This window comes from Aquisalimonas lutea, assembly GCF_030409225.1.
GTDB lineage: Bacteria > Pseudomonadota > Gammaproteobacteria > Nitrococcales > Aquisalimonadaceae > Aquisalimonas > Aquisalimonas lutea.
Genome location: NZ_JAUFPK010000001.1, coordinates 1,558,146 through 1,578,954, shown reverse-complemented (window position 1 = coordinate 1,578,954; position 20,809 = coordinate 1,558,146). Strand labels below are relative to the sequence as shown.

Genomic DNA, 20,809 nt, shown 5'->3' with positions numbered 1-20,809 from the left:
CTCTCAGTTGGGCGCGTCGTCTTGTTGATCCCGCCAGCGCACGCTGAAGCCGTTGGGGTAGCGCAGATCCGCCCGGGCCAGGCCGGCCTCCCGCTCCCGGGCCACCTGGGGATAGGCGGTGACGAACCGCTCCATCCGCTGCTGCAGGTTGTCCTGCCCCAGGCGCAGCCGCGCGCCGGTATCCAGCTCCGCGGTCCAGGACTCGCGGGCGTCCATGCGCAGCCCGGTGACCCCGAAGCCGATGGGCTCCAGCGCGCGCTGCAGCTGCCGGTAGCGGTCCCTGACCTCGTCGTGCCGCCCCTGCGGGCCGCCGAGCTCCGGCAGCCCCGACGGCCAGGTCGCCCGTTGCGCGGCGAACACGTCGCCACCCGCCCCCAGAAGGGCCTCGTCGTTCCACACGGCGACGGCCTCCTGCTCGCGGATCTTCACGCGCAGCTGCCCGGGCCAGACGCGGCGCACGGCCGCGGTCTCGACCCAGGGCAGCCCCTCCAGGGCGCCGCGGATGGCGGTTACGTCCAGACCCCAGAAGCCGTCGTCCAGGTGACCCTCCAGGGCATCGCGCAGGTCGCCCTCGCGCACGTGCTCCAGGCGGCTGTCGAAGTGCACGGACTCCAGCGGGAACGTGTCCGGGGCCAGCACCCAGGCGACGCCCCAGACCGCACCCGCGAGCGTTGCGGCGGCCCCCGCTCCTCCCGCAAAGCGCAGCAGCCAACGCCCGACGCGGGCACGCCGGGCGCTGCGCTCGGCCGGGTCCGTGCCCTGCCGACGGCGCCGGGCGCCCCGTTGTTCGCGTTCGCGCTTCATGCGCCCGCCTCCTCGCTGGTCAGCAGGATCCGCCAGACCAGCTCCTGGAAATCCATGCCCGCGGCCGCGGCCGACATGGGCACCAGGGAGTGGTCGGTCATGCCGGGAATGGTGTTCACCTCCAGCAGCCAGAATGCGCCGTCGGCATCCCGCATGACGTCCACCCGCCCCCATCCGCGGCCGTCCAGGGCGCGGAAGGCGTCTTCCGCCAGCGCGTTCAACCGCGCCAGCTCGCCCTCCGGCAGGCCGCACGGACAGTGGTACTGGGTGTCGTCGGCCTCGTACTTGGCGGCGAAGTCGTAGAACGTGCGCGGGGTCTCCAGCCGGATGGCCGGGAGGACCTCGCCGCCCAGCAGCGAGATGGTGTACTCCTCGCCCGCGATCCAGCGCTCGGCGAGCACGTCGCCGTCGTAGCGCGCCGCCTCGGCGCGGGCCTGATCGAGCCCGGCCGCCGTGGTCACGCGGGTCATGCCGATACTGGAGCCCTCGTGGGCCGGCTTGACGATCAGCGGCAGGCCGAGGCTGCCCAGGACCTGCTCGTCCGGGGTCTCCGGGCGCAGCGTCATGTACTCGGGCGTGGGCAGCCCCGCCCCGCGCCAGACCTGCTTGCTGCGCAGCTTGTCCATGGCCAGGGCCGAACCCAGGACGCCGCTGCCCGTGTACGGCATCCCCAGCAGTTCCAGGCCCGCCTGGATGACGCCGTCCTCGCCGCCGCGGCCGTGCAGGGCGATGAAGGCGCGGTCGTAGCCGCCGCTGTCCAGCACCTGCAGCACGTCCCGGCCGGCGTCCACGGCGTGGGCGTCGACCCCGCGGGCCTGCAGGCCGGCGAGCACCTCCCGGCCGCTGCGCAGGGAGATCTCCCGCTCGGCGGACCAGCCGCCCATGAGAACCGCGACGCGGCCCAGGTCAGCGGGCTGTGGGGTCCGGTGCCGCTCAGCCATCACCATCCCTCCGTGCCTCACCGGCGACGCGCACTTCCGGCTGCAGCAGCACGCCGGCGTGGTCGTGGACGCGCTGCTGCACCTCGTCGATCAGCCCCTCGATGTCCGCGGCGGTGGCGCCGCCGTCGTTGAGAATGAAGTTGGCGTGCTTGTCCGAGACCACGGCGCCGCCCCGGCGCAGCCCCTTGAGGCCGGCGGCCTCGATCAGGCGGGCGGCATGGTCGCCCTCCGGGTTGCGGAACACCGAGCCGCAGCTGGGCCGGCCCATGGGCTGGGTGGCGGCCCGGCGCCCCAGCAGCTCGCGGATGCGGCCCATGGCGGCGTCGGCGTCGCCGGTGACCAGCTGCAGGCGGCAGCCGACGAACCATTCCTCGTCGGGGCCGTCCACGCTGCGGTAGCCGACGGCATACTCCCGCGGCAGCCGCTCGCGGAGGACGCCGGCGCGATCCACGGTCTCCACCGCTTCCACCACTTGCCAGGTCTCGCCGCCGAAGGCGCCGGCATTCATGGCCAGCGCGCCCCCCATGGTTCCCGGAATACCGGCGAGGAACTCGGCGTCGACCAGCCCCTGGCGGGCGGCGAACCGGGCCACCTTGGCACAGGCCACGCCGCACTCGGCCCGCACCCGGTTGCCCGGAAGGCGCTCCAGGGCGTCCACGCCCCCCTGGAGGTAGATCACGGTGCCGCGCACGCCGCCGTCCCGGATCAGCAGGTTGCTGCCCAGGCCGCACCACAGCAGCGGCTCGTCGTCCGGCACCCGGCGCAGGAATGCCGCCAGGTCGTCGCGGTCCGCCGGGCGGTAGAACCGGTCCGCCGGGCCGCCGACCCGCCACGTGGTGTGCCGGGCCATGGGCTCGTCCCGCCGCAGCTCGCCGCGCAGCGCCGTCGTGCCCGCCATGGCCATCATGCCGCACCTCCTTCCAGGTGGGCCTGGAGCTGTCCCGCGGCGCCGCCGATGCTGCCGGCGCCCAGGGTCAGCAGGATGTCGCCACCGCGGAGCACCCCCGGCAGGGTGGCGACCAGCTCGTCGATGGTCTCCACGAACACCGGCTGCACGCCGCCGCGGGCGCGCATGGCCGCGCACAGGGAGCGGCCGTCGGCGCCGGCGACCGGCTCCTCGCCGGCGGCGTGGACCTCCGTGACCACCAGTGCGTCCGCCTCCCCCAGAACCCGCGCAAAGTCGTCGAACAGGTCCCGCGTGCGGCTGTAGCGGTGCGGCTGGAACGCCAGCACCAGGCGCCGGTCCGGCCAGCCCGAGCGCACCGCTTCCAGCACGGCGCGGATCTCGCTGGGGTGATGGCCGTAGTCGTCCACCACCAGGGCGTGTCCGCCCCCGGGCAGGGGCAGCTCGCCGTAGCTCTGGAAACGCCGGCCGATGCCCTGGAACTCGTCCAGCGCCCGCACGATGGCGTCCCGGTCCACGCCCAGCTCGTCGGCGATGGTGATGGCCGCCAGGGCATTGAGGACGTTGTGCCGGCCCGGAAGGTTGAGGCGCACGTCCAGGGTGTCCGCATCGCCGTTCATGCGCACGCGGAAGTGGGTCTGCGCGCCCTGCTGGCGGATGTCGAACGCCCGCAGGTCCGCGGCGGAGTCCACGCCGTAGGTGCGCACCGGCCGCGTGACCTCCGGCGCCAGCGCCGCCACCTCCGGGTCGTCCAGGCACAGCACCGCCAGCCCGTAGAACGGGATGTGGTGCAGGAACTCCAGGAAGGTGCTGCGCAGGCGCTGGAAGTCACCGCCGTAGGTGCCCAGGTGATCGGCGTCGATATTGGTGACCGCGGCGATCATCGGCTGCAGGTACAGGAACGAGGCATCGCTCTCGTCCGCCTCCGCCACCAGGAACTGGCTCTCGCCCAGCCGGGCGTTGGTCCCGGCGCTGGTCAGCCTCCCGCCGATCACGAACGTGGGATCGAGGCCGCCTTCCGCCAGCACGCTCGCCACCAGGCTGGTGGTGGTGGTCTTGCCGTGGGTGCCCGCCACCGCCACGCCGTAGCGGAAGCGCATGAGCTCCGCCAGCATCTCGGCGCGCGGCACCACGGGGATGCGGCCCTCCCGCGCCGCCTGGACTTCCGGGTTGTCCTCGCCGACGGCGCTGGACACCACCACGGCATCCGCCCCGGCAACGTGCTCGCGGGCATGGCCCATGGCGATGCTCGCCCCCAGGCTCTCCAGCCGCTGGGTGACCGGGTTGCCGCGCAGGTCGCTGCCCGAGATGCGGTAGCCGAGATTCAGCAGCACCTCGGCGATGCCGCCCATGCCGGCACCGCCGATGCCGACGAAATGGATGCTGCGCACCCGGCCCATGGTGCCCGGGCGGGTGTGGTCCCAGTGCGCTTGCGGGGTTCCGCCGCTCATCGCGCCACCTCCAGGCAGTATTCCGCCACCGTCTCCGCCGCATCCGGACGTGCGCGCCCGCGCGCCGCACGGGCCATCTCCCGCAGGCGCTCGCGGTCCTCGCCCAGGCCCTGCAGGATCGCGGCCAGGCGCTCGGCGTTGAGCTCCGCCTGCGGCAGCAGCACCGCCGCGCCGACGTCGCTGAGATAGCGGGCATTGGCCGTCTGGTGGTCGTCCACTGCATGCGGCAGCGGCACCAGCACCGCGGGCACGCCGGCGATGGCCAGCTCGCTCACGGTGAGTGCGCCCGCCCGGCAGACCACCACGTCCGCCCATGCGTACGCCTCGGCCATGTCGTCGACAAAGGCGTCGATCCGTGCCTCGACCCCGGCCGCGCGATAGCAGCTCCGCGCCAGGTCCTCGGTAATGCGGCCGCTCTGGTGGCGCACCTCCGGGCGCGCTTCCGGCGGCAGCAGGCCCAGCGCCACCGGCACGCTCTCGTTCAGGACCCGGGCACCCAGGCTGCCTCCCACCACGAGGAGCCGCCAGCAGCCGGTACGAGCCGGGCGCTTCTCGGGGGGAGGCAGACGCAGGATGTCGCCGCGCACGGGGTTGCCGGTCACTTCGGCCCGGTCGTCCGGGAACGCCCCGGGGAACCCGGCCAGGACCCGGCGCGCGAGCCGCGACAGGACGCGGTTGGTCAGCCCCGCCCGGGCGTTCTGCTCGTGGATCACCAGCGGGCAGCGCAGCAGCCACGCCGCCAGGGCACCGGGGCCGGCGGCATAGCCGCCCACGCCGAGCACCGAGCGCGGGCGCCGGCGGCGCAGCACCCGGGCTGCCTGCATCGTCCCGCGCAGGATGCGCCAGGGCGCCAGCAGCCACCCGGCCATGCCCTTGCCCCGCAGCGCGCGGGCGCTCAGCCACTCCAGCGCCAGGCCGGCCTCGGGAACCACGCGGGCCTCCAGGCCCTCGCGGGTGCCGAGCCAGACCACCGGCACGCCCCGGGCGCGCAGGGCGTCGGCCACGGCCAGGGCCGGGAAGACATGCCCCCCGGTCCCGCCGGCCATGATCAGCACCGGGGCTTCGCTGGCCGCCCGACTCATGACGACTCCCTCCGGCGCGATACCGCACGCCCGGCCATGCGGCGCTCGTAGTCCACGCGCAGTACCACCGCCAGCGCCAGGCCGGTGGTCAGCAGGCTGCTGCCGCCATAGCTCATCAGGGGCAGGGTCAGCCCTTTGGTCGGCAGCAGCCCCATGCTTACGCCGATGTTGATGAAGCTCTGCAGGCCCAGCCAGAACCCCACCGCCAGGGCGACATAGCCGCCGAAGGGCTGCCCGGCGCGCAGCGCGGCCATGCCGATGGCCAGGATCCGGCGGACGATCCAGGCATACAGGGCCACCGCCGCCAGTACGCCGACCAGTCCGAGCTCCTCGGCGAGCACGGCGAAGACGAAGTCCGTGTGCGCTTCCGGCAGGTAGAACAGTTTCTGCACGCTGGCGCCCAACCCCACGCCGAACCATTCGCCGCGGCCGATGGCGATCAGCGACTGCGTGAGCTGGAAGCCGGAATTGAAAGGGTCGGCCCAGGGGTCCACGAACGCGGTCAGGCGCGTCACCCGGTACGGCGAGGTCACGATCAGCGCCCAGGCCAGGCCGCCCACACCGGCGACCAGGACGGCGAAGCGCCACAGCGGCACGCCGCCGAGGAACAGCAGGCCCAGGCCGGTGGCGGCGAGCACCATGGCGGCGCCGAAATCCGGCTGCAGGAGCAGCAGCATCCCTGTTGCGCCCAGGAGAACCACGGGGATCAGGAATCCCTGCATGCTGTGACGGACCATGTCGCCGCGCCGGGCCATGTACGCCGCCAGGTAGAACAGCACGCCGAACTTCGCGATCTCGGAGACCTGCAGGTGCACGGGGCCCAGCGGGATCCAGCGGCGGGCACCGTTGACCTCGAGCCCGAGCCCCGGCACGAGGACCGCCAGCAGCAGCGCGAAGGCGGCCACCAGGAAGACGCCGCTGGCCCGGTACCACAGCGCGGTGGGGAACTGCAGGACCAGCGTCCCGGCGATCAGGGTGAGCGCCAGGAATCCCGCCTGGCGGGCCGCGTAGTGGAACGGCTCGCCGAACTGGTTCGCGGCCAGGGACATGGACGCCGAGGTCATCACGATCAGCCCCAGCAGCATGGCGGCGCCCAGGGCGGCCAGCAGGCGATAGTCCAGGTGCGACCACAGGGTGGTGGTGGTACGGGGTTCCCCCGCGGCGGCGGCGAGCGTACGCAGGCTCATGACCCCAGCCTCCCCACGGCCTCGGCAAAGGCGTCTCCTCGCGCCTCGTAGCCGGTGAACTGGTCGAAGCTGGCACAGGCCGGCGACAGCAGGACGGTGTCGCCGGCCTCGGCCACGCCGTCGGCGCGGGCCACGGCATCGTCCATGTCCCGGGCCCGGATCACCGGGGCGCAGCCCTCGAGGGCGCGGGCCAGCTGCCCGGCGTCCTCGCCCAGGAGCACCACGGCGCGCGCCTTGCCCGCAAGGGCCCCGGCCAGGGGCGCGAAGTCCGCGCCCTTGCCCTGGCCGCCGGCGATGAGGACCAGCGGCCCGTCGAGACCGGCCACGGCCGCCAGGGCGGCGCCGACGTTGGTCGCCTTGGAGTCGTTGATCCAGCGCACGCCGCCGCGATCGCCCAACCATTGCATGCGGTGGGGCAGCCCGGCGAACGACTGCAGCACGGCGATGCACTCCTCCGAGGGCAGGCCCACCGACTCGGCCAGGGCCAGCGCGGCCAGCGCGTTGAGCTGATTGTGGCGCCCCTGCAGGGCGAGCCGCCTGACCGGCAGCAGCGGGTCGTGGTCGCGGGCGAGCCACGGCTCACCGTCGTGGTGAACCACGCCGTAGCCCCCGGCGGACGGCGCCCCGAGCCCGAAGGGCCGTACCGCCCGGCGCCGCCGGGCCATGGCGGCGACCCGCGGATCGTCCCGGTTGATGATCATCACGCCGTCGCCGTCGTAGACCCGCGCCTTGATGGCGGCATAGGTGTCCACGTCGCCGTGGCGGTCCATGTGATCGGCGCTGACGTTGAGCACGGCCGCGGCGGCGGGCCGGAGGCTGTACGTGGTCTCCAGCTGGAAGCTGGACAGCTCCAGCACGTAGAGATCCGGCTCGGGATCGCCGAGCAGGTCCAGCGCCGGCGTTCCCAGGTTGCCGCCGACGCCGGCCCTCTTGCCCGCGGCCGCGGCCATTTCTCCCACCAGCGTGGTGACGGTGCTCTTGCCGTTGGAACCGGTGATGGCCACCACCGGGGCCCGCGCATGGCGGGAGAAGAGCTCGATCTCGCTGATCACGGGCACGCCGTAGAGGCGCGCCTGGCGCACGGCCGGCTGGTCCAGGGACACGCCCGGGCTGACCACGATCTCGCCGGCGTCGGCCAGCAGGGCCGGGTCCAGCTCGCCGAGGTGGAGCGGAATGCCGGCATCCAGTTCCCGGACGGCATCGGCTGCCGGCGGCTGCCGACGCGTATCCACGGCGGCCACGGGCAGGCCGCGGCCGTGCAGGAAGCGCACGCAGGCCTCGCCGGTCCGCCCCAGACCTACAACCACCGTTGTCCGTGCCCTTGTTGCCATGGCTTCCTGCATCACCGGATCTTCAACGAGGCCAGCCCGACCAGCACCAGGATCACCGTGATGATCCAGAAGCGGACGATCACCCGCGGCTCGGGCCAGCCCTTGAGCTCGAAATGGTGGTGGAGCGGCGCCATGCGGAAGATGCGCCGGCCGGTGAGCTTGTACGAGGTCACCTGGAGCATCACCGACACGGTCTCCACCACGAACACGCCCGCCATGATGAACAGCACCACCTCCTGGCGGACCACCACGGCCAGGATGCCCAGCGCTGCGCCCAGGGCCAGGGCGCCGACGTCGCCCATGAACACCTGGGCGGGATAGGCGTTGAACCAGAGGAATCCGAGACCGGCTCCCACCAAGGCGCCGCAGAAGATCACCACTTCGCCGACGCCGGGCACGAACGGGATGCCCAGGTAGTCCGCGAACTGGAAGTGGCCGGAGGCATAGGCGAATACGCCCAGCGCCCCGCCCACCAGCACCGCCGGGTTGATGGCCAGCCCGTCCAGCCCGTCGGTGAGGTTGACCGCGTTGCTCGCGCCCACCACCACCAGGTAGGCCAGCGGGATGAACAGCCAGCCCAGCTGCCAGGTGACGTCCTTGAGGAACGGCAGGATGAGCGTGGTCTCCACGGAGTTCTCCGCGGTGGCGAACAGCGCAACCGCGGCACCGAGGCCGGCCACGGACTGCCAGAAGTACTTCTGCCGCGCCGCCAGCCCGCGGCTGTTGCCGTAGCGCAGCTTGAAGTAGTCGTCCACGCCGCCGATCAGGCCGAAGGCCAGCGTGGTCAGGAGCACGATCCACACGTAGCGGTTGCTCAGGTCCGACCACAGCACTGTCGCCAGGGCGATGGCCACCAGGATCATGGCCCCGCCCATGGTCGGCGTGCCGGCCTTGGACAGATGGGACTGCGGCCCGTCGTCGCGCACCTGCTGGCCGATCTGGTACTGGCCCAGGCGGCGGATCACCAGGGGGCCGACCACGAAGGAGATCATCAGCGCCGTGAGCACGCCCAGGATGCCCCGGAGGGTGATGTACTGGAACACCCGGAAGCCGCTGTGGATCTCCTCGAGGTAGGCGGCCAGATGGAACAGCATGTCAGTCCTCCCCTCCGGCCGGCTCCGCGGCCTGCAGCCCGCGCACGATGCGCTCCATGCCCATGCTGCGGGAGCCTTTCACCAACACCGTCACGCCCGCGGTGAGCTCGCGGCGCAATGCCTGCAGCAGGGCGTCGCGGTCGTCGAAATGCTGCGCGCCGGCACCGAAGGCGCGTGCCGCCTCCCGGCTGAGCTCGCCCAGGGTGAACAGCCGCTGGATGCCGGCCCGGCGCGCCCGCTCGCCGGCGTCGGCGTGCAGCGCTGCGGCCTCGTCACCCAGCTCGCCCATGTCGCCGAGCACCAGCCAGGCGGCGCCGTCCGACTGCGTCAGCACCTCCAGGCCCGCCGCCAGGGAGGCGGGATTGGCGTTGTAGGTATCATCCAGCAGGACGCTGCCCGCCGGTCCGCTCTGGCGGCTGAGACGGCCGCCCATGGGCGTGAACCCTTGCAGGCCGTCGGCGATGGTGGCCGCATCGATGCCGAGAGCCGTCGCGCCTGCCGCCGCGGCCAGGGCGTTGTAGAGGTTGTGCCGCCCCGGAACCGGGAGCCCGACGGCCACGCGGCCGTCGGGCAGATCCAGCGTCACGGGGCCGTTCGCGGTCGCGGACGGCTGCGCCCGGACCTGCGCCGGGGCGTCGATGCCGAAGTCCACGATCCGGCGCTGGCCGGCCAGCCCGCGCCAGAGGTCGGCATAGGCGTCGTCGGCGTTGATCACCGCAGTGCCGTCGGCGGCCAGCCCCCGGAAGAGCTCGCCCTTGCCCCGGGCGACGGCGTCCAGGCCGCCGAAGCCCTCGAGATGGGCGGGGCCGGCGTTGGTGACCAGGCCCACCTCCGGCTCGGCGACGGCGGTCAGGGCCGCGATCTCGCCCAGGTGGTTGGCGCCCATCTCGATCACGGCGTAGCGGTGCTCGCCGGACAGCCGCGCCAGGGTCAGGGGCACGCCGATATCGTTGTTCAGGTTGCCCTGGGTCGCCAGCGTGGGGGCCGCGCGCTCCAGGATGGCGGCCAGCATCTGCTTCACCGTGGTCTTGCCGTTACTGCCCGTGAGGCCGATGACCCGGGCCGGGCTCCGGCGCCGCCACAGGCGCGCCAGGTCGGCCAGGGCCCGCCGCGTGTCGTCGACGACCAGCGCGGGCCGGCCCGGCGGGGGCTCGTGGTGGACCATGACGGCGGCGGCGCCCCGCTCCAGGGCCGCCGCAGCGTACGCGTGGCCGTCGAAGCGCTCGCCGGCCAACGCCACGAACAGCTCGCCGGGCGCCACCCGGCGGCTGTCCGTGGTAATGCCGTGGAACTCTACCGATGCTCCTTCCAGCCGCGCCGTCAGGGGCGTCGTCAGCTCGTCCAGCCGGTAGCGGATCATGTCGCACCTCCGGACTGGATGCCGGCGACGGTCTCGCGATCGCTGAAATGCCGGGACCCCGCCGCGGTGACCTGCTCGGTCTCGTGACCCTTGCCGGCCACCAGGACGGTGTCACCGGGCTCGGCCTCGGCCAGGGCGGCGGCAATGGCGCTGGCACGGTCGCGGATCATGCGGGCGCGGCCCGGCCGACGCAAACCGTTGCCCATGGCCGACAGAATGGCGTCGGGATCCTCGCCGCGGGGATTGTCGTCGGTGAGAACGAGGCAGTCGGCACGGGCCTCGGCGGCGGCGGCCATCAACGGACGCTTGCCCGGGTCGCGCTCGCCGCCGCAGCCGAACACGCACCACAGCCGGCCCTTCGTGTGCTCGCGCAGCGCCATCAGCGCCGCCTCCAGCGCCCCGGGCGTGTGGGCATAGTCGACCACGGCCAGCGCCCGGCCGGGTGCCGGGAACGGCTCCATGCGCCCGGGTACCGGCCGGATGCGCTGCAGCGCCGCGTGCAGCGCCTCGCCGTGCAGCCCCTGCCCCACCAGGACGGCGATGACCGCGAGCAGGTTGGCGGCGTTGAAGCGGCCCAGGAGCGGTGCGTCGACGTCGACGACACCCGCCGGCGTAATGGCGCTGAGCCGCAGCCCTTCCGCGCCCGTGTGCAGCGATGTGCAGATCACTTCCGCGTCGGCATCGGAATCCAGCGAATAGTCGATCACCTGCACGCCGGCGTCGCGGAGCTCGCGGCGCAGCCGCGCGCCCAGGGGATCATCGCGGTTGAGCACCGCCAGGCGCAGGCCGCTGGTGCGGAACAGCCGCGCCTTGGCCTCGGCATAGGCCTCGGGTCCGCCGTGATAGTCCAGGTGGTCACGGCCCAGGTTCGTCAGCACGGCGGTATCGAATGGCACGGCGGCGACCCGGTGCTGCACCAGCGCATGGGAGGAGACCTCCATGGCCACCCGAGCGGCGCCCTCGCCGACGAAACGGCGCAGCAGCCGCTGGACGGTGGCGGCGTCCGGAGTGGTCATGCCGGTATCGCTGACGGCCCCGGGAAAGCCCGCCCCCAGGGTGCCCAGCACGGCGCAGCGCCGGCCCGGCTCGTCCAGGGCGGCGGCGAGGAACTGGGTCACCGAGGTCTTGCCGTCGGTTCCGGTGACACCGAGGCACTGCAGCTCCCGGGCCGGCTCGCCGTGGACGCGGGCGGCCAGCTCCCCGAGGCAGGCGCCGAGATCGGGCACCGCGACCAGGGGTACGCCGGCGTCCCGGCAGGCGTGCTCGGCGTCCGCCACGCCCGCGGCCGGGCCCGGCTCGTAGAGCACGGCGGAGGCCCCGGCGGCGAGCGCGGCCGGCAGGTGATCGAGCCCGTGGCACCGGCTGCCCGCCACCGCGGCGAAGGCGCGGCCGGGGCCGGCGCGCCGGCTGTCCACCACGACGTCGCGGATCTCCGGGTCGGCCGCGGGCGGCTCCACCGGCAACCCCTGGAGCACCGCGTGCAGGGGCCGGCCCCGGGCCTTCTGCAATGCCGCGCTCATGGCTGCCCCTCCCCCATGGCGGTCAGCGGCTCCGGGCCCGACGGGCGCTGCAGGCCGTCCGGCGGGACGTTCAGAAGCCGCAGGGCCCCGCCCATGACCTCGGAGAAAACCGGTGCCGCGACCTGGCCGCCGTAGTAGGCATCCCCCGAGGGCTCGTCCAGCATGACCGTCATGACCAGCTCCGGATCGCTGGCCGGGGCCATGCCCGCGAACCAGGCGACGTAACGATCCTCGGCATAGCCGCCGTTGACCGACTTGTGCACGGTGCCGGTCTTGCCGGCGATCCGGTACGCGGGCACCTGCGCCCGCACCGCGGTGCCGCCCGGTGACGCCGCCTGCTCCAGCATGGCCAGAACGTCGTCGGCCGTGGCCTCGCTCATGATCCGCTCGCGTTCCGCGGGGGCATCGGTACGGATCAGCGACGGCGCGGGCATGGTGCCGTCGCCGGCAATGGCGGCATACGCGCGGGTCAGCTGCAGCGGCGTGACCGAGAGCCCGTAGCCGAACGCCAGGGTCGCGCGCTCGAGCTCGTTGTCCGGCGGCATGTCCGCGAGCCGGCCGCCCGCCTCGCCGGGAAAGCCGACGCCGGTGCGCTGGCCGAAGCCGGCGCGCCCGAGGAACCGCCACAGACGCTCCTCGTCCATGGCCAGCGCCAGCTTGGCGGCGCCCACGTTGCTCGACTTGCTGATGACCGTGGATACGTCGATGCGTCCGTAGTCATGCGCGTCGCGAACCCGGTGGCCGCCTACCCGCAGGACCCCCGGCCCGGTATCGATCATGGTGTCGGGCGTGACCATGCCGGCCTCCAGGGCCGCGGCCACGGTGAACGGCTTGATGGTGGAGCCCGGCTCCCAGGCATCCACCAGCGCGGCGTTGCGCCGGTTGGCCGCGTGCAGCGAGGAGCGGTCGTTGGGATTGAACGCCGGCTGATTCGCCAGCGCCAGGATCTCGCCGGTGTCCGGATCCATGAGCACCAGCGCCCCACCCCGGGCGCCGTGGGCGTTCACGGCGGCCTTGAGCTCGCGGTAGGCGAGGTACTGCAGCCGGCGATCGATACTCAGGGTCAGATCCCGCCCGGGGCGCGGCTCCTGCAGCTGCTCCACGTCGTCGATGATGCGGCCGTGGCGGTCCTGTACCACCCGCTTGCGCCCGGATTCGCCCTGCAGCCAGGAGTCGTAGGCGAGCTCGATGCCCGCCAGGCCGATATCGTCGACATCAGTGAAGCCGATCAGGTGGGCGGTGACCTCACCGGCGGGATAGAACCGCTGGTACTCCCGCTGCAGGGCGACACCGGGAAGCCCCAGCGCCATCACGGCATCGGCGCGCTCGGGGCGGACGTGGCGCCGCAGGTACACGAACTCGCGGTCGCGTCGCTGGCGCAGTCGATCCGCCAGGGCCGGTGCGTCCAGATCCAGGACACGGGCCAGCTCCGGCAGGCGCTCGTGCGCTTCCAGCAGATTGCCGGGATGGGCCCAGACCGAGTGAACCGGCGTGCTGATCGCCAGGGGCTCGCCGTTGCGGTCCGTGATCATGCCGCGGTGGGCCGGATCGCTGACCACGCGCAGGTGGCGGGCATCTCCCTGGTGCTGCAGGAAGTCGTTGCGCACCACCTGGAGATCCACGGCACGCCAGGCGAGGGCCCCGGTCAACAGGGCGAACGCCACCAGCACGGCGACGTAGCGCCAGTACGGCGGCTGCTCTTTAGCTCTGGCGTTGCGCTGGTTCAATCGCGGCTCCCGCGTGCCTTTCCCGGCTCAGTCACCGGCCGTCTCCGTCCGGCGCAGGACGACCACGTCCTCCTGCCCCGGCATAATCATGTTGAGCTCCTCGCGGGCCAGGCGCTCGACCCGCCCGTGGGTCGCCCACGCACCCTGTTCCAGCCGCAGGCGCCCCCACTCCGCATCCAGCGCGTCGCGCTCGCGATTGAGCTCCTGGAGCTCGGCGAACAGCGCGCGGCTCCGGTGCTCGCTGTAGATCACCGCCACCGCCGACACGGCAATCGCCGCCGCCAGCAGGAGCGCGACGGTGACCCGGGCATTCATGCCACCCGCTCCGCAACGCGCATCACCGCACTCCGTGCCCGGGGGTTGCCCCGGGTTTCCCCTTCGCCCGGCCGCATCGCCTTGCCCACGGGCTGCATCCGCGCGCGCAGCCCTTCCGGGATCACCGGAATGTCGGCGGGCAGGTCCCGCTGCTCGCCGACGCTGCGGATGAACCGCTTGACCATCCGGTCCTCCAGCGAGTGGAAGCTGATCACCACCAGACGCCCGCCGGTGCGCAGCAGCTCCACGACCTGGTCCAGGCCGGAGCGCAGCGCGTCGAGCTCGCCGTTGACGGCAATGCGCAGCGCCTGGAACGTGCGCGTCGCCGGATGCTTGTGTCGATCCGGGTACGGCACGGCGGCGGCCACCAGATCGGCGAAGCCGAGGGTGGTCTCCGGCAGCTCCCCCGCCTCCCGGGCCCGCACCACGGCGCGCGCGATCCGGCGCGCGAACCGCTCCTCGCCGTAGACCCGCAGCACCCGGACGAGTTCTCGCTCATCCACCCGCGCCAGCCACTGCCACGCGGTCTCTCCGGAGGAGGAATCCATGCGCATGTCCAGGGGACCGTCATGGCGAAAGCTGAACCCGCGCCCGGCCGCCTCCAGCTGCGGCGACGAAACCCCGAGATCCAGCAGGATGCCGTCCACGCCGGTGGCGCCGTCGGCATGCAGGATCTCCGTGAGCTCCGCGAACGACGCATGACGAATGCGAACCCGGCTGTCGGCGCCGAAGCGCTCGTGCGCCGCCGCGATCGCATCCGGGTCGCGATCGAGAACCCAGAGCCGGCCGTCGGGGCCGAGCCGGTCCAGCAGGGCCGTCGCATGGCCGCCGCGCCCGAAGGTCCCGTCGACGTACCATCCATCGCGTCGCACGTTGAGCGCCTCCACTGCCTCGGCCAGCAGCACCGGCCGGTGTTCGTCTTCCGCGGTCATGGCTGCCCTCGGGTCACAGGGAGAGCTGCTGCAGCTCTTCCGGCATCCCCTCCTTGTCCGCAGCCGCGGACAACCAGTGGTCGAAACGTTCGTTCCACGTGCCCTCGTCCCACAGCTCGAACCGCTTGCCCTGGCCCACGAGCACCACCCGCTTGTCCAGGCCGGCGAACTCCCGCAGGGGCGGCGGCAGCAGCACGCGCCCGCTGCCGTCCAGCTGCGCCTCGGTGGCATGGCCGAGATAGACGCGCTGCAGCGAGCGGGCGTAGGAGTTCAGCGACGGCAGAGCCATGAGCTTGTCCTCGATCTCTTCCCATTCCGGGACGGGATAGACCAGCAGGCAACGCTCCGGGTCTGCGGTCACCACGATCTCGCCCTCACAGAAGCTCATGAGCTTGTCGCGGAAGCGACTCGGAAAGCTCATGCGCCCCTTGTCATCCAGGCTGAGATTGGCAACCCCCCGAACTCGAAACACGGTATGCGCCGGCGCCCCCTGTTATTCCATTTCGTGCCACTTTATCCCACTTCGTCACACTATAGGTAGGCCGTGTCCCACCTGTCAACCGAAGAGAACCGAATTCTTTCTTGTGTGACAAGAACTTAAGAAACGCGGGCTGTCGTCGCACAACGACGCCGGGAGGGGCGTGGAATTGTTATTGAAATCAGCGGGTTGAGGTCGCCACGCGAGGGGGTCGCAACGAGCGCAGCGACAGCGGGGGACAGGAATCAGAAACGCCCCGGGACACCGCCCACCGGAAAGGCGACAGCATCACGGGGCGCGCACGCAGAACTACGGAGCCGGCCGATAAGCCGGGTTCTGTCTCGGGCAATCATTCCTCTGGGACGCACGTCACCGTGCGCCTCAAGCGACCTACCCGGGAGCGGTGCGGGCCACACCCCTGCTCCCCTATTTGGTCTTGCTCCGGGTGGGGTTTACCGTGCCGCGGCGTGTTACCACCCGCGCGGTGCGCTCTTACCGCACCTTTTCACCCTTGCCTGTGCCCCGCAGGGCCATCGGCGGTCTGTTTTCTGCGGCACTTTCCGTAGGCTCACGCCTCCCAGGTGTTACCTGGCACCCTGCCCTGTGGAGCCCGGACTTTCCTCCGCCGGTCGCGGACCGGCAGCGATTGCCTGGCCGACTCCGCAATGATTCTATCATCACTCGCTGTCGTCACGCAGCGCCAGGGCCCGTCGATAGCAGTCGTTGCGCGGCCGGTCCAGGATCCGGGCGGCCAGCGCCGCCGCCCGCTTCACGGGCATCTCGGCGAGGAGCAGGCCCAGGACCCGGTCCTGCTCGGCGTCGCTCGCGCTGGCCGCAGGCGCGCCGGCGACCACCAGCACGAACTCGCCGCGCCGCTGGTCCGGATCGCTGCGGACCTCGTCCCGCAGCCCGGCCAGGGTGGCCGCCCGTACGGTCTCGTGGGCCTTGGTGATCTCGCGGGCCATGACCGCTTCGCGCCCCTCGCCCAGCACGGCGGCCATGGCTTCCAGCGAGGCCTCGATGCGGTGGGACGACTCCAGGAAAACCATGGTCCGCTGCTCCTGCTCCAGGGCCTGAAGGCGCCGCTGGCGGGGACCGGCGCGTGCGGGCAGGAAGCCCTCGAAACTGAAGCGGTCCGTGGGCAGGCCGGACGCCGACAGCGCTGCCACCGGGCTGCACGCGCCCGGCACGGGAATCACCCGGACACCCGCCTGATGCGCACCACGCACCAGCTGGTAACCGGGGTCGCTGACCAGCGGCGTTCCGGCATCGCTGATCAGGGCGATGCTCGCTCCCGCCGCAAGGCGGTCGAGCAGCTCCCCGGTGCGCTCGTTCTCGTTGTGCTCGTGGAGGCTGCGCAGGCTGGCGCGGATGCCGAAGTGCGCGAGCAGGCGGCCACTGTGCCGGGTATCCTCCGCTGCCACCAGGTCGCAGCCGCGGAGGATCTCCACGGCGCGCGGGGTCATGTCCCCGAGGTTGCCGATGGGCGTGGCCACCACGTACAGAATGCCTGCTCCCGGCGACACGTTCCCCCCTGTCGTGGTTGCTGATAGACTCAAGCCCGCCATAGTGACGGATCCGCCATGTCGATGCACGACCAGTTCCCCAGATGGCCGGCGCGCCTGGCCGTTTTCCTGCTCGTCGCGGTGCTGGCGGCCTGCGCGCCGCTGCAGGAAGAGCGCCAGCGCCACCCCGCCGTGGACCGGGCCGAGCAGGCCCTTGCCGATGGTGACCCGGAGGCGGCCGCGGCCGCCTTCCTGGACGCCGCCGAGGCGGAAGACCCGCCCCTGCAGCAGGAGTACACCCTGCGCGCGGCGGCCACCCTGGTGGACTCGGGCCGCCTGGAGCGCGGCGAGCGCCTGGCGCGGCGGATCGCCGTAGACGAGGACAGCCCCGCCGCCATCGTCGATTTCCGCAGCGTGGTCCTGGCGCGAGTGGCCCTGGCACGGGGCGACTACGAGACCGCCCTGGAACGCGTGAACCGGCGGCTGCCCAGCGAAACCCGGCGGGCCGCCGACCTGCTGGAGACGCGGGCCGACGCCGAATACCGCCTGGGCCGGCTGCTGGCCAGCGCCGAGACGCGTGCCGGCCTGGAGAAACTGCTGCCGGACGGCGAGCGCCTCGAGCGCAACCGGGAGCAGCTGCGGGACACCCTCGCCGAGGTCCCCATGGAGCGGCTGCGCGAGCGGATGCCGCCGGCGCCCGACGTCTACGGCGGCTGGATCGAGCTCACCTTCCTCGTGCGCAACTACCGGCTCGACCCGCAGCGCATGGAAGAGGCCGTGGCGCAGTGGCGGGAGCGCTATCCCGATCATCCGGCGGCCGGGCGGATCGCCGAAGACATCATGGCGAGGTACCGCACCCAGGTCCTGGACCCGGAGCGGATCACGCTGCTCCTGCCGCTGTCCGGCGGCCGCGCGGCGGCGGCGCAAGCAGTGCGCAACGGTTTCCTGGCGGCCCGCCTGGTGGACGACGACCGCGCCCCGGAGATCCGGATCCGGGACATCGGCGAGGACGGAGAGGACCCCTGGGCCGCCTACATGCAGGCGGTCCAGTCGGGGACCGATCTGGTGGTGGGGCCACTCACCCGCCCGGCCGTGGACGTGTTCGCGGAAAGCAGCACGCTGCCCGTGCCCATGCTGGCGCTGAACCGCTCCAGCCGCGAGGACGAGCTCCCGGGCAATCTCTTCCGCTTCGGCCTGCTGCCGGAGCACGAGGCGCGGCAGGCCGCCAGCCACGCCCTTGCCAGCGGTCATCGCCGCGCCGCGGTGCTCCACCCGGCCAACGACTGGGGCGAGCGCATCGGCGAGGCCTTCGCGCAGGCCTACGACGCCGAAGGCGGTACCGTGGTTGCGCGGGAGCGCTACCGCGAGGACCAGACCGATTTCTCCCTGCCGATCCGCCGCATGCTCGCCCTGGAGGCCAGCAGCGAACGCGCCAGCCGGCTCCGCGGGACCATCAACCGCGCCATCGAGTTCGAGCCGCGGCGCCGCCAGGATGTCGATGTGGTGTTCGTGGCGGCCTTCCCCCGACAGGCGCGCCTCATTCGCCCGCAGCTGCGCTTCCACCACGCCCTCGACCTGCCCGTGATGGCCACTTCCCACGCGTGGGAGGGGCGCGAGGATGTCGCCGAATCCCGGGACATGGCCGGCGTGGTCTTTTTCGACATGCCGTGGATGCTTGGCGAGGGCGACGCCCTCCAGCCGACGCGCTCCCGGCTGGCAGGCATCTGGGACGACGTCGACCGGCACGCGCCGCTGTACGCCCTGGGCACCGATGCCTATCGCCTGATTCCGTACCTGGCCACCTTGCGCAACAACCAGGGCGAGCGCCTGGAAGGGGCGACCGGTCTGCTGCGCATTGACGGCAGCGGCCACGTCCACCGCGAGGTGCTGCCGGCACGCTTCCACGACGGCGAGGTGGAACGCCTGCAACCATCAGGCGAACGCGAGCAGCTCCCGGGGCTGGACGCGGCCGGCGGCGACGGTGCCGCCGCAGACTGACCCTTTGCCCGAAGTAGCCGCACATGCAGGGACCAAGCCGCAGGGAACGCGGACAATCGGCCGAGCAGCGGGCCTGTCGCTATCTCCAGGCCCGGGGCCTGCGGCTGCGGGAACGCAACGCACGCTCGCGCCGGGGCGAGATCGACCTGGTCATGGAGGACGGCGCCACGCTGGTCTTCGTCGAGGTACGCTTCCGCAGGGCGGCGGCACACGGAAGCCCCCTGGAATCGGTAGGCCCGGTCAAGCAGCAACGGCTCATCCGCGCGGCACACGCCTACCTCCAGCGGCACCGGCTGGACCGCCCGTGCCGCTTCGACGTGGTGGCGATCACCGGGGATGACCTGCAATGGGTAGCGAACGCGTTCGACAGCGGGGCGTGACCGGCGCCGGCGCCCGCCGCCGGGCCGCTGATGCGGTGCTGCCGGCCGCGCCGCAGGGCGCGCCGGCCTCTCGGACCGAAAGCCTTGCCTCGGCGGCCCGGAGGTCAGGCAAGATCCAGCGAACTCGGGCCACAGGACACTCGTAGAGTCCCGCTAAACGGGAGCCGATGGAGACGACATGGATTCCCACGACCGCGTGATTCAGCATTTCCACGACAGCATCCGCTGCAAGCAGATGGCCATGGACGTCCTCGCCCCCGCGGTGGTGAGCGCCGGCGAGCTCATGGTCCAGTGCCTCAGCAGCGACGGCAAGATCCTCAGCTGCGGCAACGGGGGATCCGCCGCGGACGCGCAGCATTTCTCCTCGGAGCTGCTCAACCGCTTCGAGATGGAGCGGCCCGGGCTGCCCGCCATTGCGCTGACCACCGACAGCTCGACGCTGACGTCCATCGCCAACGACTACGCATTCGAGGAGATCTACTCCAAGCAGGTACGGGCGCTGGGCCAGAGCGGCGATATTCTGCTGGCCATCAGCACCAGCGGCCAGTCACCGAACGTGGCGGCGGCCGTACGCGCCGCCCACGAGCGCCAGATGCCGGTGGTGGCGTTCACCGGCAAGGAAGGCGGCGTTATCGGCGAGATGCTGGGCGACGACGACGTGGAGATCCGCGTTCCGGCGACGGTCACGGCCCGCATCCAGGAGATCCACCTGCTGGTGATCCATTGCCTGTGCGACCAGATCGACCGGACGCTGTTCGGCGCGGAGTAGGCGCATGCTGCACTGGCGAACCCGGGCAACGTGGCTCATCGTCGCCGTGCTGGCCCTTGCCGCCGCCGGCTGCGCGAGCGCGCCCGACAGTGGCGGTGCCGCCCCGGGCGACGCCCCGCAGGCGCGTTCCCTGGGCGACCGCATCGCGGACCAGCGGATCCGCTCGCGGATCATGGCGGAGATCTTCAGCGACGAGACCCTGCAGTACGAGTCCCATATCAACGTCACGGTCTTCCACGCTACCGCCCTGCTCACCGGCGAGGTCCCGGACCGCGAGACGGGGCGGCGCATCGCGCGCCTGGCCCGGGAGAAAAGCGGCGCCGACGCCGTCTACAACGAGCTCGTCATCGCCCCCCTGAGCTCGGTGTTCGCGCGCACCCGCGACAGCCTGCTGGCGGCCGCCGCACGCACCCGGGTCACGACCTTGGACGAGCCGGAAAGCCTGGACACCGGCCGCATCCGCATTGTGGCCGAGCGGGCGCGGCTGTACCTGCTGGGGCCGGTGACCCGGGACGAGGCGGACGCAGTGGTGGACACGGTGCGGCGGATCAGCGGCGTCCGCGAAGTGGTCCGGCTGTTCGACTACCCCGACTGACGCGAGGCTATTTCACGACGCGGAGATTCGGCCGCCGGGACGTCTGCGCCTGGTTGTCCGTGGACTGCTCGCCGTCGCTGCCCGACGGCGGCGGGTCGTCATCGGTGTCATTGAACAGCATGCCCTGCCCGTTCTCCCGGGCATAGATGGCCATGACCGCCCGCACGGGGACTTCCACGTCCAGGGCGTTGCCGCCGAACCGCCCGCTGAAGGCAATCAGGTCGTTGCCGAGCTCCAGCGCCCGCACCGCCCGCTGGGAGATGTTGAGCACCAGCCGGCCGTTGTCGGCGTATTCCATGGGCGCGTACAGGCCTTCCTTGGTCACGTCCACCAGCAGATACGGGGTGAGGCCGTTGTCCACGATCCAGTCGTAGAGGGCGCGGATCAGGTAGGGACGACTTGAGGTCATCGGGACATCCATCACGAGCAGACTCCC

The 20,809-nt window shown here is 72.2% G+C and carries 20 protein-coding genes and 1 other RNA gene; 4 read left to right on the top strand and 17 right to left on the bottom strand.

The window, feature by feature from the left end; genetic code table 11:
- Positions 1-3 precede the first annotated feature (3 nt).
- From QWY84_RS07355 to rsmI, 16 genes are all read right to left on the bottom strand, one after another.
- Positions 4-804, bottom strand: a complete 801-nt coding sequence (locus QWY84_RS07355; protein ID WP_290201918.1) for a cell division protein FtsQ/DivIB — start codon at positions 802-804, stop codon at positions 4-6.
- Positions 801-1,745, bottom strand: a complete 945-nt coding sequence (locus tag QWY84_RS07350) for a D-alanine--D-alanine ligase (protein ID WP_290201916.1) — start codon at positions 1,743-1,745, stop codon at positions 801-803. Before QWY84_RS07350 ends, QWY84_RS07355 begins: the two co-directional genes overlap by 4 nt.
- Positions 1,738-2,649 (bottom strand): UDP-N-acetylmuramate dehydrogenase, encoded by a 912-nt coding sequence (gene murB / locus QWY84_RS07345; RefSeq protein ID WP_290202698.1) that lies wholly within the window; start codon positions 2,647-2,649, stop codon positions 1,738-1,740. Before murB ends, QWY84_RS07350 begins: the two co-directional genes overlap by 8 nt.
- Positions 2,649-4,100, bottom strand: a complete 1,452-nt coding sequence (murC, locus tag QWY84_RS07340) for a UDP-N-acetylmuramate--L-alanine ligase (RefSeq protein WP_290201915.1) — start codon at positions 4,098-4,100, stop codon at positions 2,649-2,651. The genes murB and murC overlap by 1 nt, the downstream gene beginning before the upstream one ends.
- The gene (gene murG, locus QWY84_RS07335; RefSeq protein ID WP_290201913.1) at positions 4,097-5,182 is read right to left on the bottom strand and encodes an undecaprenyldiphospho-muramoylpentapeptide beta-N-acetylglucosaminyltransferase; all 1,086 of its coding nucleotides are present in this window, start codon (positions 5,180-5,182) and stop codon (positions 4,097-4,099) included. Before murG ends, murC begins: the two co-directional genes overlap by 4 nt.
- Positions 5,179-6,369, bottom strand: a complete 1,191-nt coding sequence (gene ftsW, locus QWY84_RS07330) for a putative lipid II flippase FtsW (RefSeq protein WP_290201912.1) — start codon at positions 6,367-6,369, stop codon at positions 5,179-5,181. The genes murG and ftsW overlap by 4 nt, the downstream gene beginning before the upstream one ends.
- Positions 6,366-7,700: a UDP-N-acetylmuramoyl-L-alanine--D-glutamate ligase gene (murD, locus tag QWY84_RS07325; RefSeq protein ID WP_290201910.1), complete on the bottom strand. Its 1,335-nt coding sequence runs from the start codon at positions 7,698-7,700 to the stop codon at positions 6,366-6,368. Before murD ends, ftsW begins: the two co-directional genes overlap by 4 nt.
- Positions 7,701-7,711: 11 nt before the next feature.
- Positions 7,712-8,794 carry a phospho-N-acetylmuramoyl-pentapeptide-transferase gene (gene mraY / locus QWY84_RS07320; RefSeq protein ID WP_290201907.1) on the bottom strand — a complete coding sequence of 361 codons (1,083 nt, stop codon included), beginning with the start codon at positions 8,792-8,794 and terminating at the stop codon, positions 7,712-7,714.
- Position 8,795: 1 nt separating this feature from the next.
- On the bottom strand, positions 8,796-10,154 hold the full coding sequence (locus QWY84_RS07315) for a UDP-N-acetylmuramoyl-tripeptide--D-alanyl-D-alanine ligase (protein WP_290201905.1): 1,359 nt from the start codon (positions 10,152-10,154) through the stop codon (positions 8,796-8,798).
- On the bottom strand, positions 10,151-11,674 hold the full coding sequence (locus tag QWY84_RS07310) for a UDP-N-acetylmuramoyl-L-alanyl-D-glutamate--2,6-diaminopimelate ligase (protein WP_290201904.1): 1,524 nt from the start codon (positions 11,672-11,674) through the stop codon (positions 10,151-10,153). Before QWY84_RS07310 ends, QWY84_RS07315 begins: the two co-directional genes overlap by 4 nt.
- Positions 11,671-13,401, bottom strand: a complete 1,731-nt coding sequence (locus tag QWY84_RS07305) for a peptidoglycan D,D-transpeptidase FtsI family protein (RefSeq protein ID WP_290201903.1) — start codon at positions 13,399-13,401, stop codon at positions 11,671-11,673. The genes QWY84_RS07310 and QWY84_RS07305 overlap by 4 nt, the downstream gene beginning before the upstream one ends.
- Positions 13,402-13,428: 27 nt before the next feature.
- The gene (gene ftsL, locus QWY84_RS07300) at positions 13,429-13,716 is read right to left on the bottom strand and encodes a cell division protein FtsL (protein WP_290201902.1); all 288 of its coding nucleotides are present in this window, start codon (positions 13,714-13,716) and stop codon (positions 13,429-13,431) included.
- Complete coding sequence (gene rsmH / locus QWY84_RS07295) at positions 13,713-14,648, bottom strand: 16S rRNA (cytosine(1402)-N(4))-methyltransferase RsmH (protein WP_290201900.1); 936 nt, start codon at positions 14,646-14,648, stop codon at positions 13,713-13,715. The genes ftsL and rsmH overlap by 4 nt, the downstream gene beginning before the upstream one ends.
- A gap of 13 nt (positions 14,649-14,661) precedes the next feature.
- Positions 14,662-15,120, bottom strand: a complete 459-nt coding sequence (gene mraZ, locus QWY84_RS07290; protein WP_290201899.1) for a division/cell wall cluster transcriptional repressor MraZ — start codon at positions 15,118-15,120, stop codon at positions 14,662-14,664.
- Between the two features lie 315 nt (positions 15,121-15,435).
- Positions 15,436-15,788: RNase P RNA component class A (rnpB, locus tag QWY84_RS07285), an RNA gene on the bottom strand.
- 15 nt (positions 15,789-15,803) lie between these two features.
- Positions 15,804-16,652, bottom strand: coding sequence for a 16S rRNA (cytidine(1402)-2'-O)-methyltransferase (gene rsmI, locus QWY84_RS07280; protein WP_290201897.1), 849 nt, complete (start codon positions 16,650-16,652; stop codon positions 15,804-15,806).
- Between the two features lie 57 nt (positions 16,653-16,709).
- Between rsmI and QWY84_RS07275 the strand changes: the two genes are divergently transcribed.
- From QWY84_RS07275 to QWY84_RS07260, 4 genes are all read left to right on the top strand, one after another.
- Positions 16,710-18,629 carry a penicillin-binding protein activator gene (locus tag QWY84_RS07275; RefSeq protein WP_290201895.1) on the top strand — a complete coding sequence of 640 codons (1,920 nt, stop codon included), beginning with the start codon at positions 16,710-16,712 and terminating at the stop codon, positions 18,627-18,629.
- 23 nt (positions 18,630-18,652) lie between these two features.
- Positions 18,653-19,009 carry a YraN family protein gene (locus QWY84_RS07270; RefSeq protein ID WP_290201893.1) on the top strand — a complete coding sequence of 119 codons (357 nt, stop codon included), beginning with the start codon at positions 18,653-18,655 and terminating at the stop codon, positions 19,007-19,009.
- A 178-nt stretch (positions 19,010-19,187) separates the two neighbouring features.
- Entirely contained in the window at positions 19,188-19,778 is a 591-nt protein-coding gene (locus QWY84_RS07265) for a phosphoheptose isomerase (protein ID WP_290201891.1), read from the top strand.
- A 4-nt stretch (positions 19,779-19,782) separates the two neighbouring features.
- Positions 19,783-20,373, top strand: a complete 591-nt coding sequence (locus tag QWY84_RS07260) for a BON domain-containing protein (protein ID WP_290201890.1) — start codon at positions 19,783-19,785, stop codon at positions 20,371-20,373.
- 7 nt (positions 20,374-20,380) lie between these two features.
- On the opposite strand, the gene QWY84_RS07255 is transcribed toward QWY84_RS07260, so the two are convergent.
- Positions 20,381-20,782, bottom strand: a complete 402-nt coding sequence (locus tag QWY84_RS07255; protein WP_290201889.1) for a ClpXP protease specificity-enhancing factor — start codon at positions 20,780-20,782, stop codon at positions 20,381-20,383.
- Between the last annotated feature and the right edge of the window lie 27 nt (positions 20,783-20,809).

Coding starts and splice junctions, on each gene's coding strand:
- QWY84_RS07355 (WP_290201918.1), bottom strand. CDS start 804: ATGAAGCGCGAACGCGAACAACGGGGCGCCCGGCGCCGTCGGCAGGGC.
- QWY84_RS07350 (WP_290201916.1), bottom strand. CDS start 1,745: ATGGCTGAGCGGCACCGGACCCCACAGCCCGCTGACCTGGGCCGCGTC.
- murB (WP_290202698.1), bottom strand. CDS start 2,649: ATGGCCATGGCGGGCACGACGGCGCTGCGCGGCGAGCTGCGGCGGGAC.
- murC (WP_290201915.1), bottom strand. CDS start 4,100: ATGAGCGGCGGAACCCCGCAAGCGCACTGGGACCACACCCGCCCGGGC.
- murG (WP_290201913.1), bottom strand. CDS start 5,182: ATGAGTCGGGCGGCCAGCGAAGCCCCGGTGCTGATCATGGCCGGCGGG.
- ftsW (WP_290201912.1), bottom strand. CDS start 6,369: ATGAGCCTGCGTACGCTCGCCGCCGCCGCGGGGGAACCCCGTACCACC.
- murD (WP_290201910.1), bottom strand. CDS start 7,700: ATGGCAACAAGGGCACGGACAACGGTGGTTGTAGGTCTGGGGCGGACC.
- mraY (WP_290201907.1), bottom strand. CDS start 8,794: ATGCTGTTCCATCTGGCCGCCTACCTCGAGGAGATCCACAGCGGCTTC.
- QWY84_RS07315 (WP_290201905.1), bottom strand. CDS start 10,154: ATGATCCGCTACCGGCTGGACGAGCTGACGACGCCCCTGACGGCGCGG.
- QWY84_RS07310 (WP_290201904.1), bottom strand. CDS start 11,674: ATGAGCGCGGCATTGCAGAAGGCCCGGGGCCGGCCCCTGCACGCGGTG.
- ftsL (WP_290201902.1), bottom strand. CDS start 13,716: ATGAATGCCCGGGTCACCGTCGCGCTCCTGCTGGCGGCGGCGATTGCC.
- rsmH (WP_290201900.1), bottom strand. CDS start 14,648: ATGACCGCGGAAGACGAACACCGGCCGGTGCTGCTGGCCGAGGCAGTG.
- QWY84_RS07275 (WP_290201895.1), top strand. CDS start 16,710: ATGTCGATGCACGACCAGTTCCCCAGATGGCCGGCGCGCCTGGCCGTT.
- QWY84_RS07270 (WP_290201893.1), top strand. CDS start 18,653: ATGCAGGGACCAAGCCGCAGGGAACGCGGACAATCGGCCGAGCAGCGG.
- QWY84_RS07265 (WP_290201891.1), top strand. CDS start 19,188: ATGGATTCCCACGACCGCGTGATTCAGCATTTCCACGACAGCATCCGC.
- QWY84_RS07260 (WP_290201890.1), top strand. CDS start 19,783: ATGCTGCACTGGCGAACCCGGGCAACGTGGCTCATCGTCGCCGTGCTG.
- QWY84_RS07255 (WP_290201889.1), bottom strand. CDS start 20,782: ATGACCTCAAGTCGTCCCTACCTGATCCGCGCCCTCTACGACTGGATC.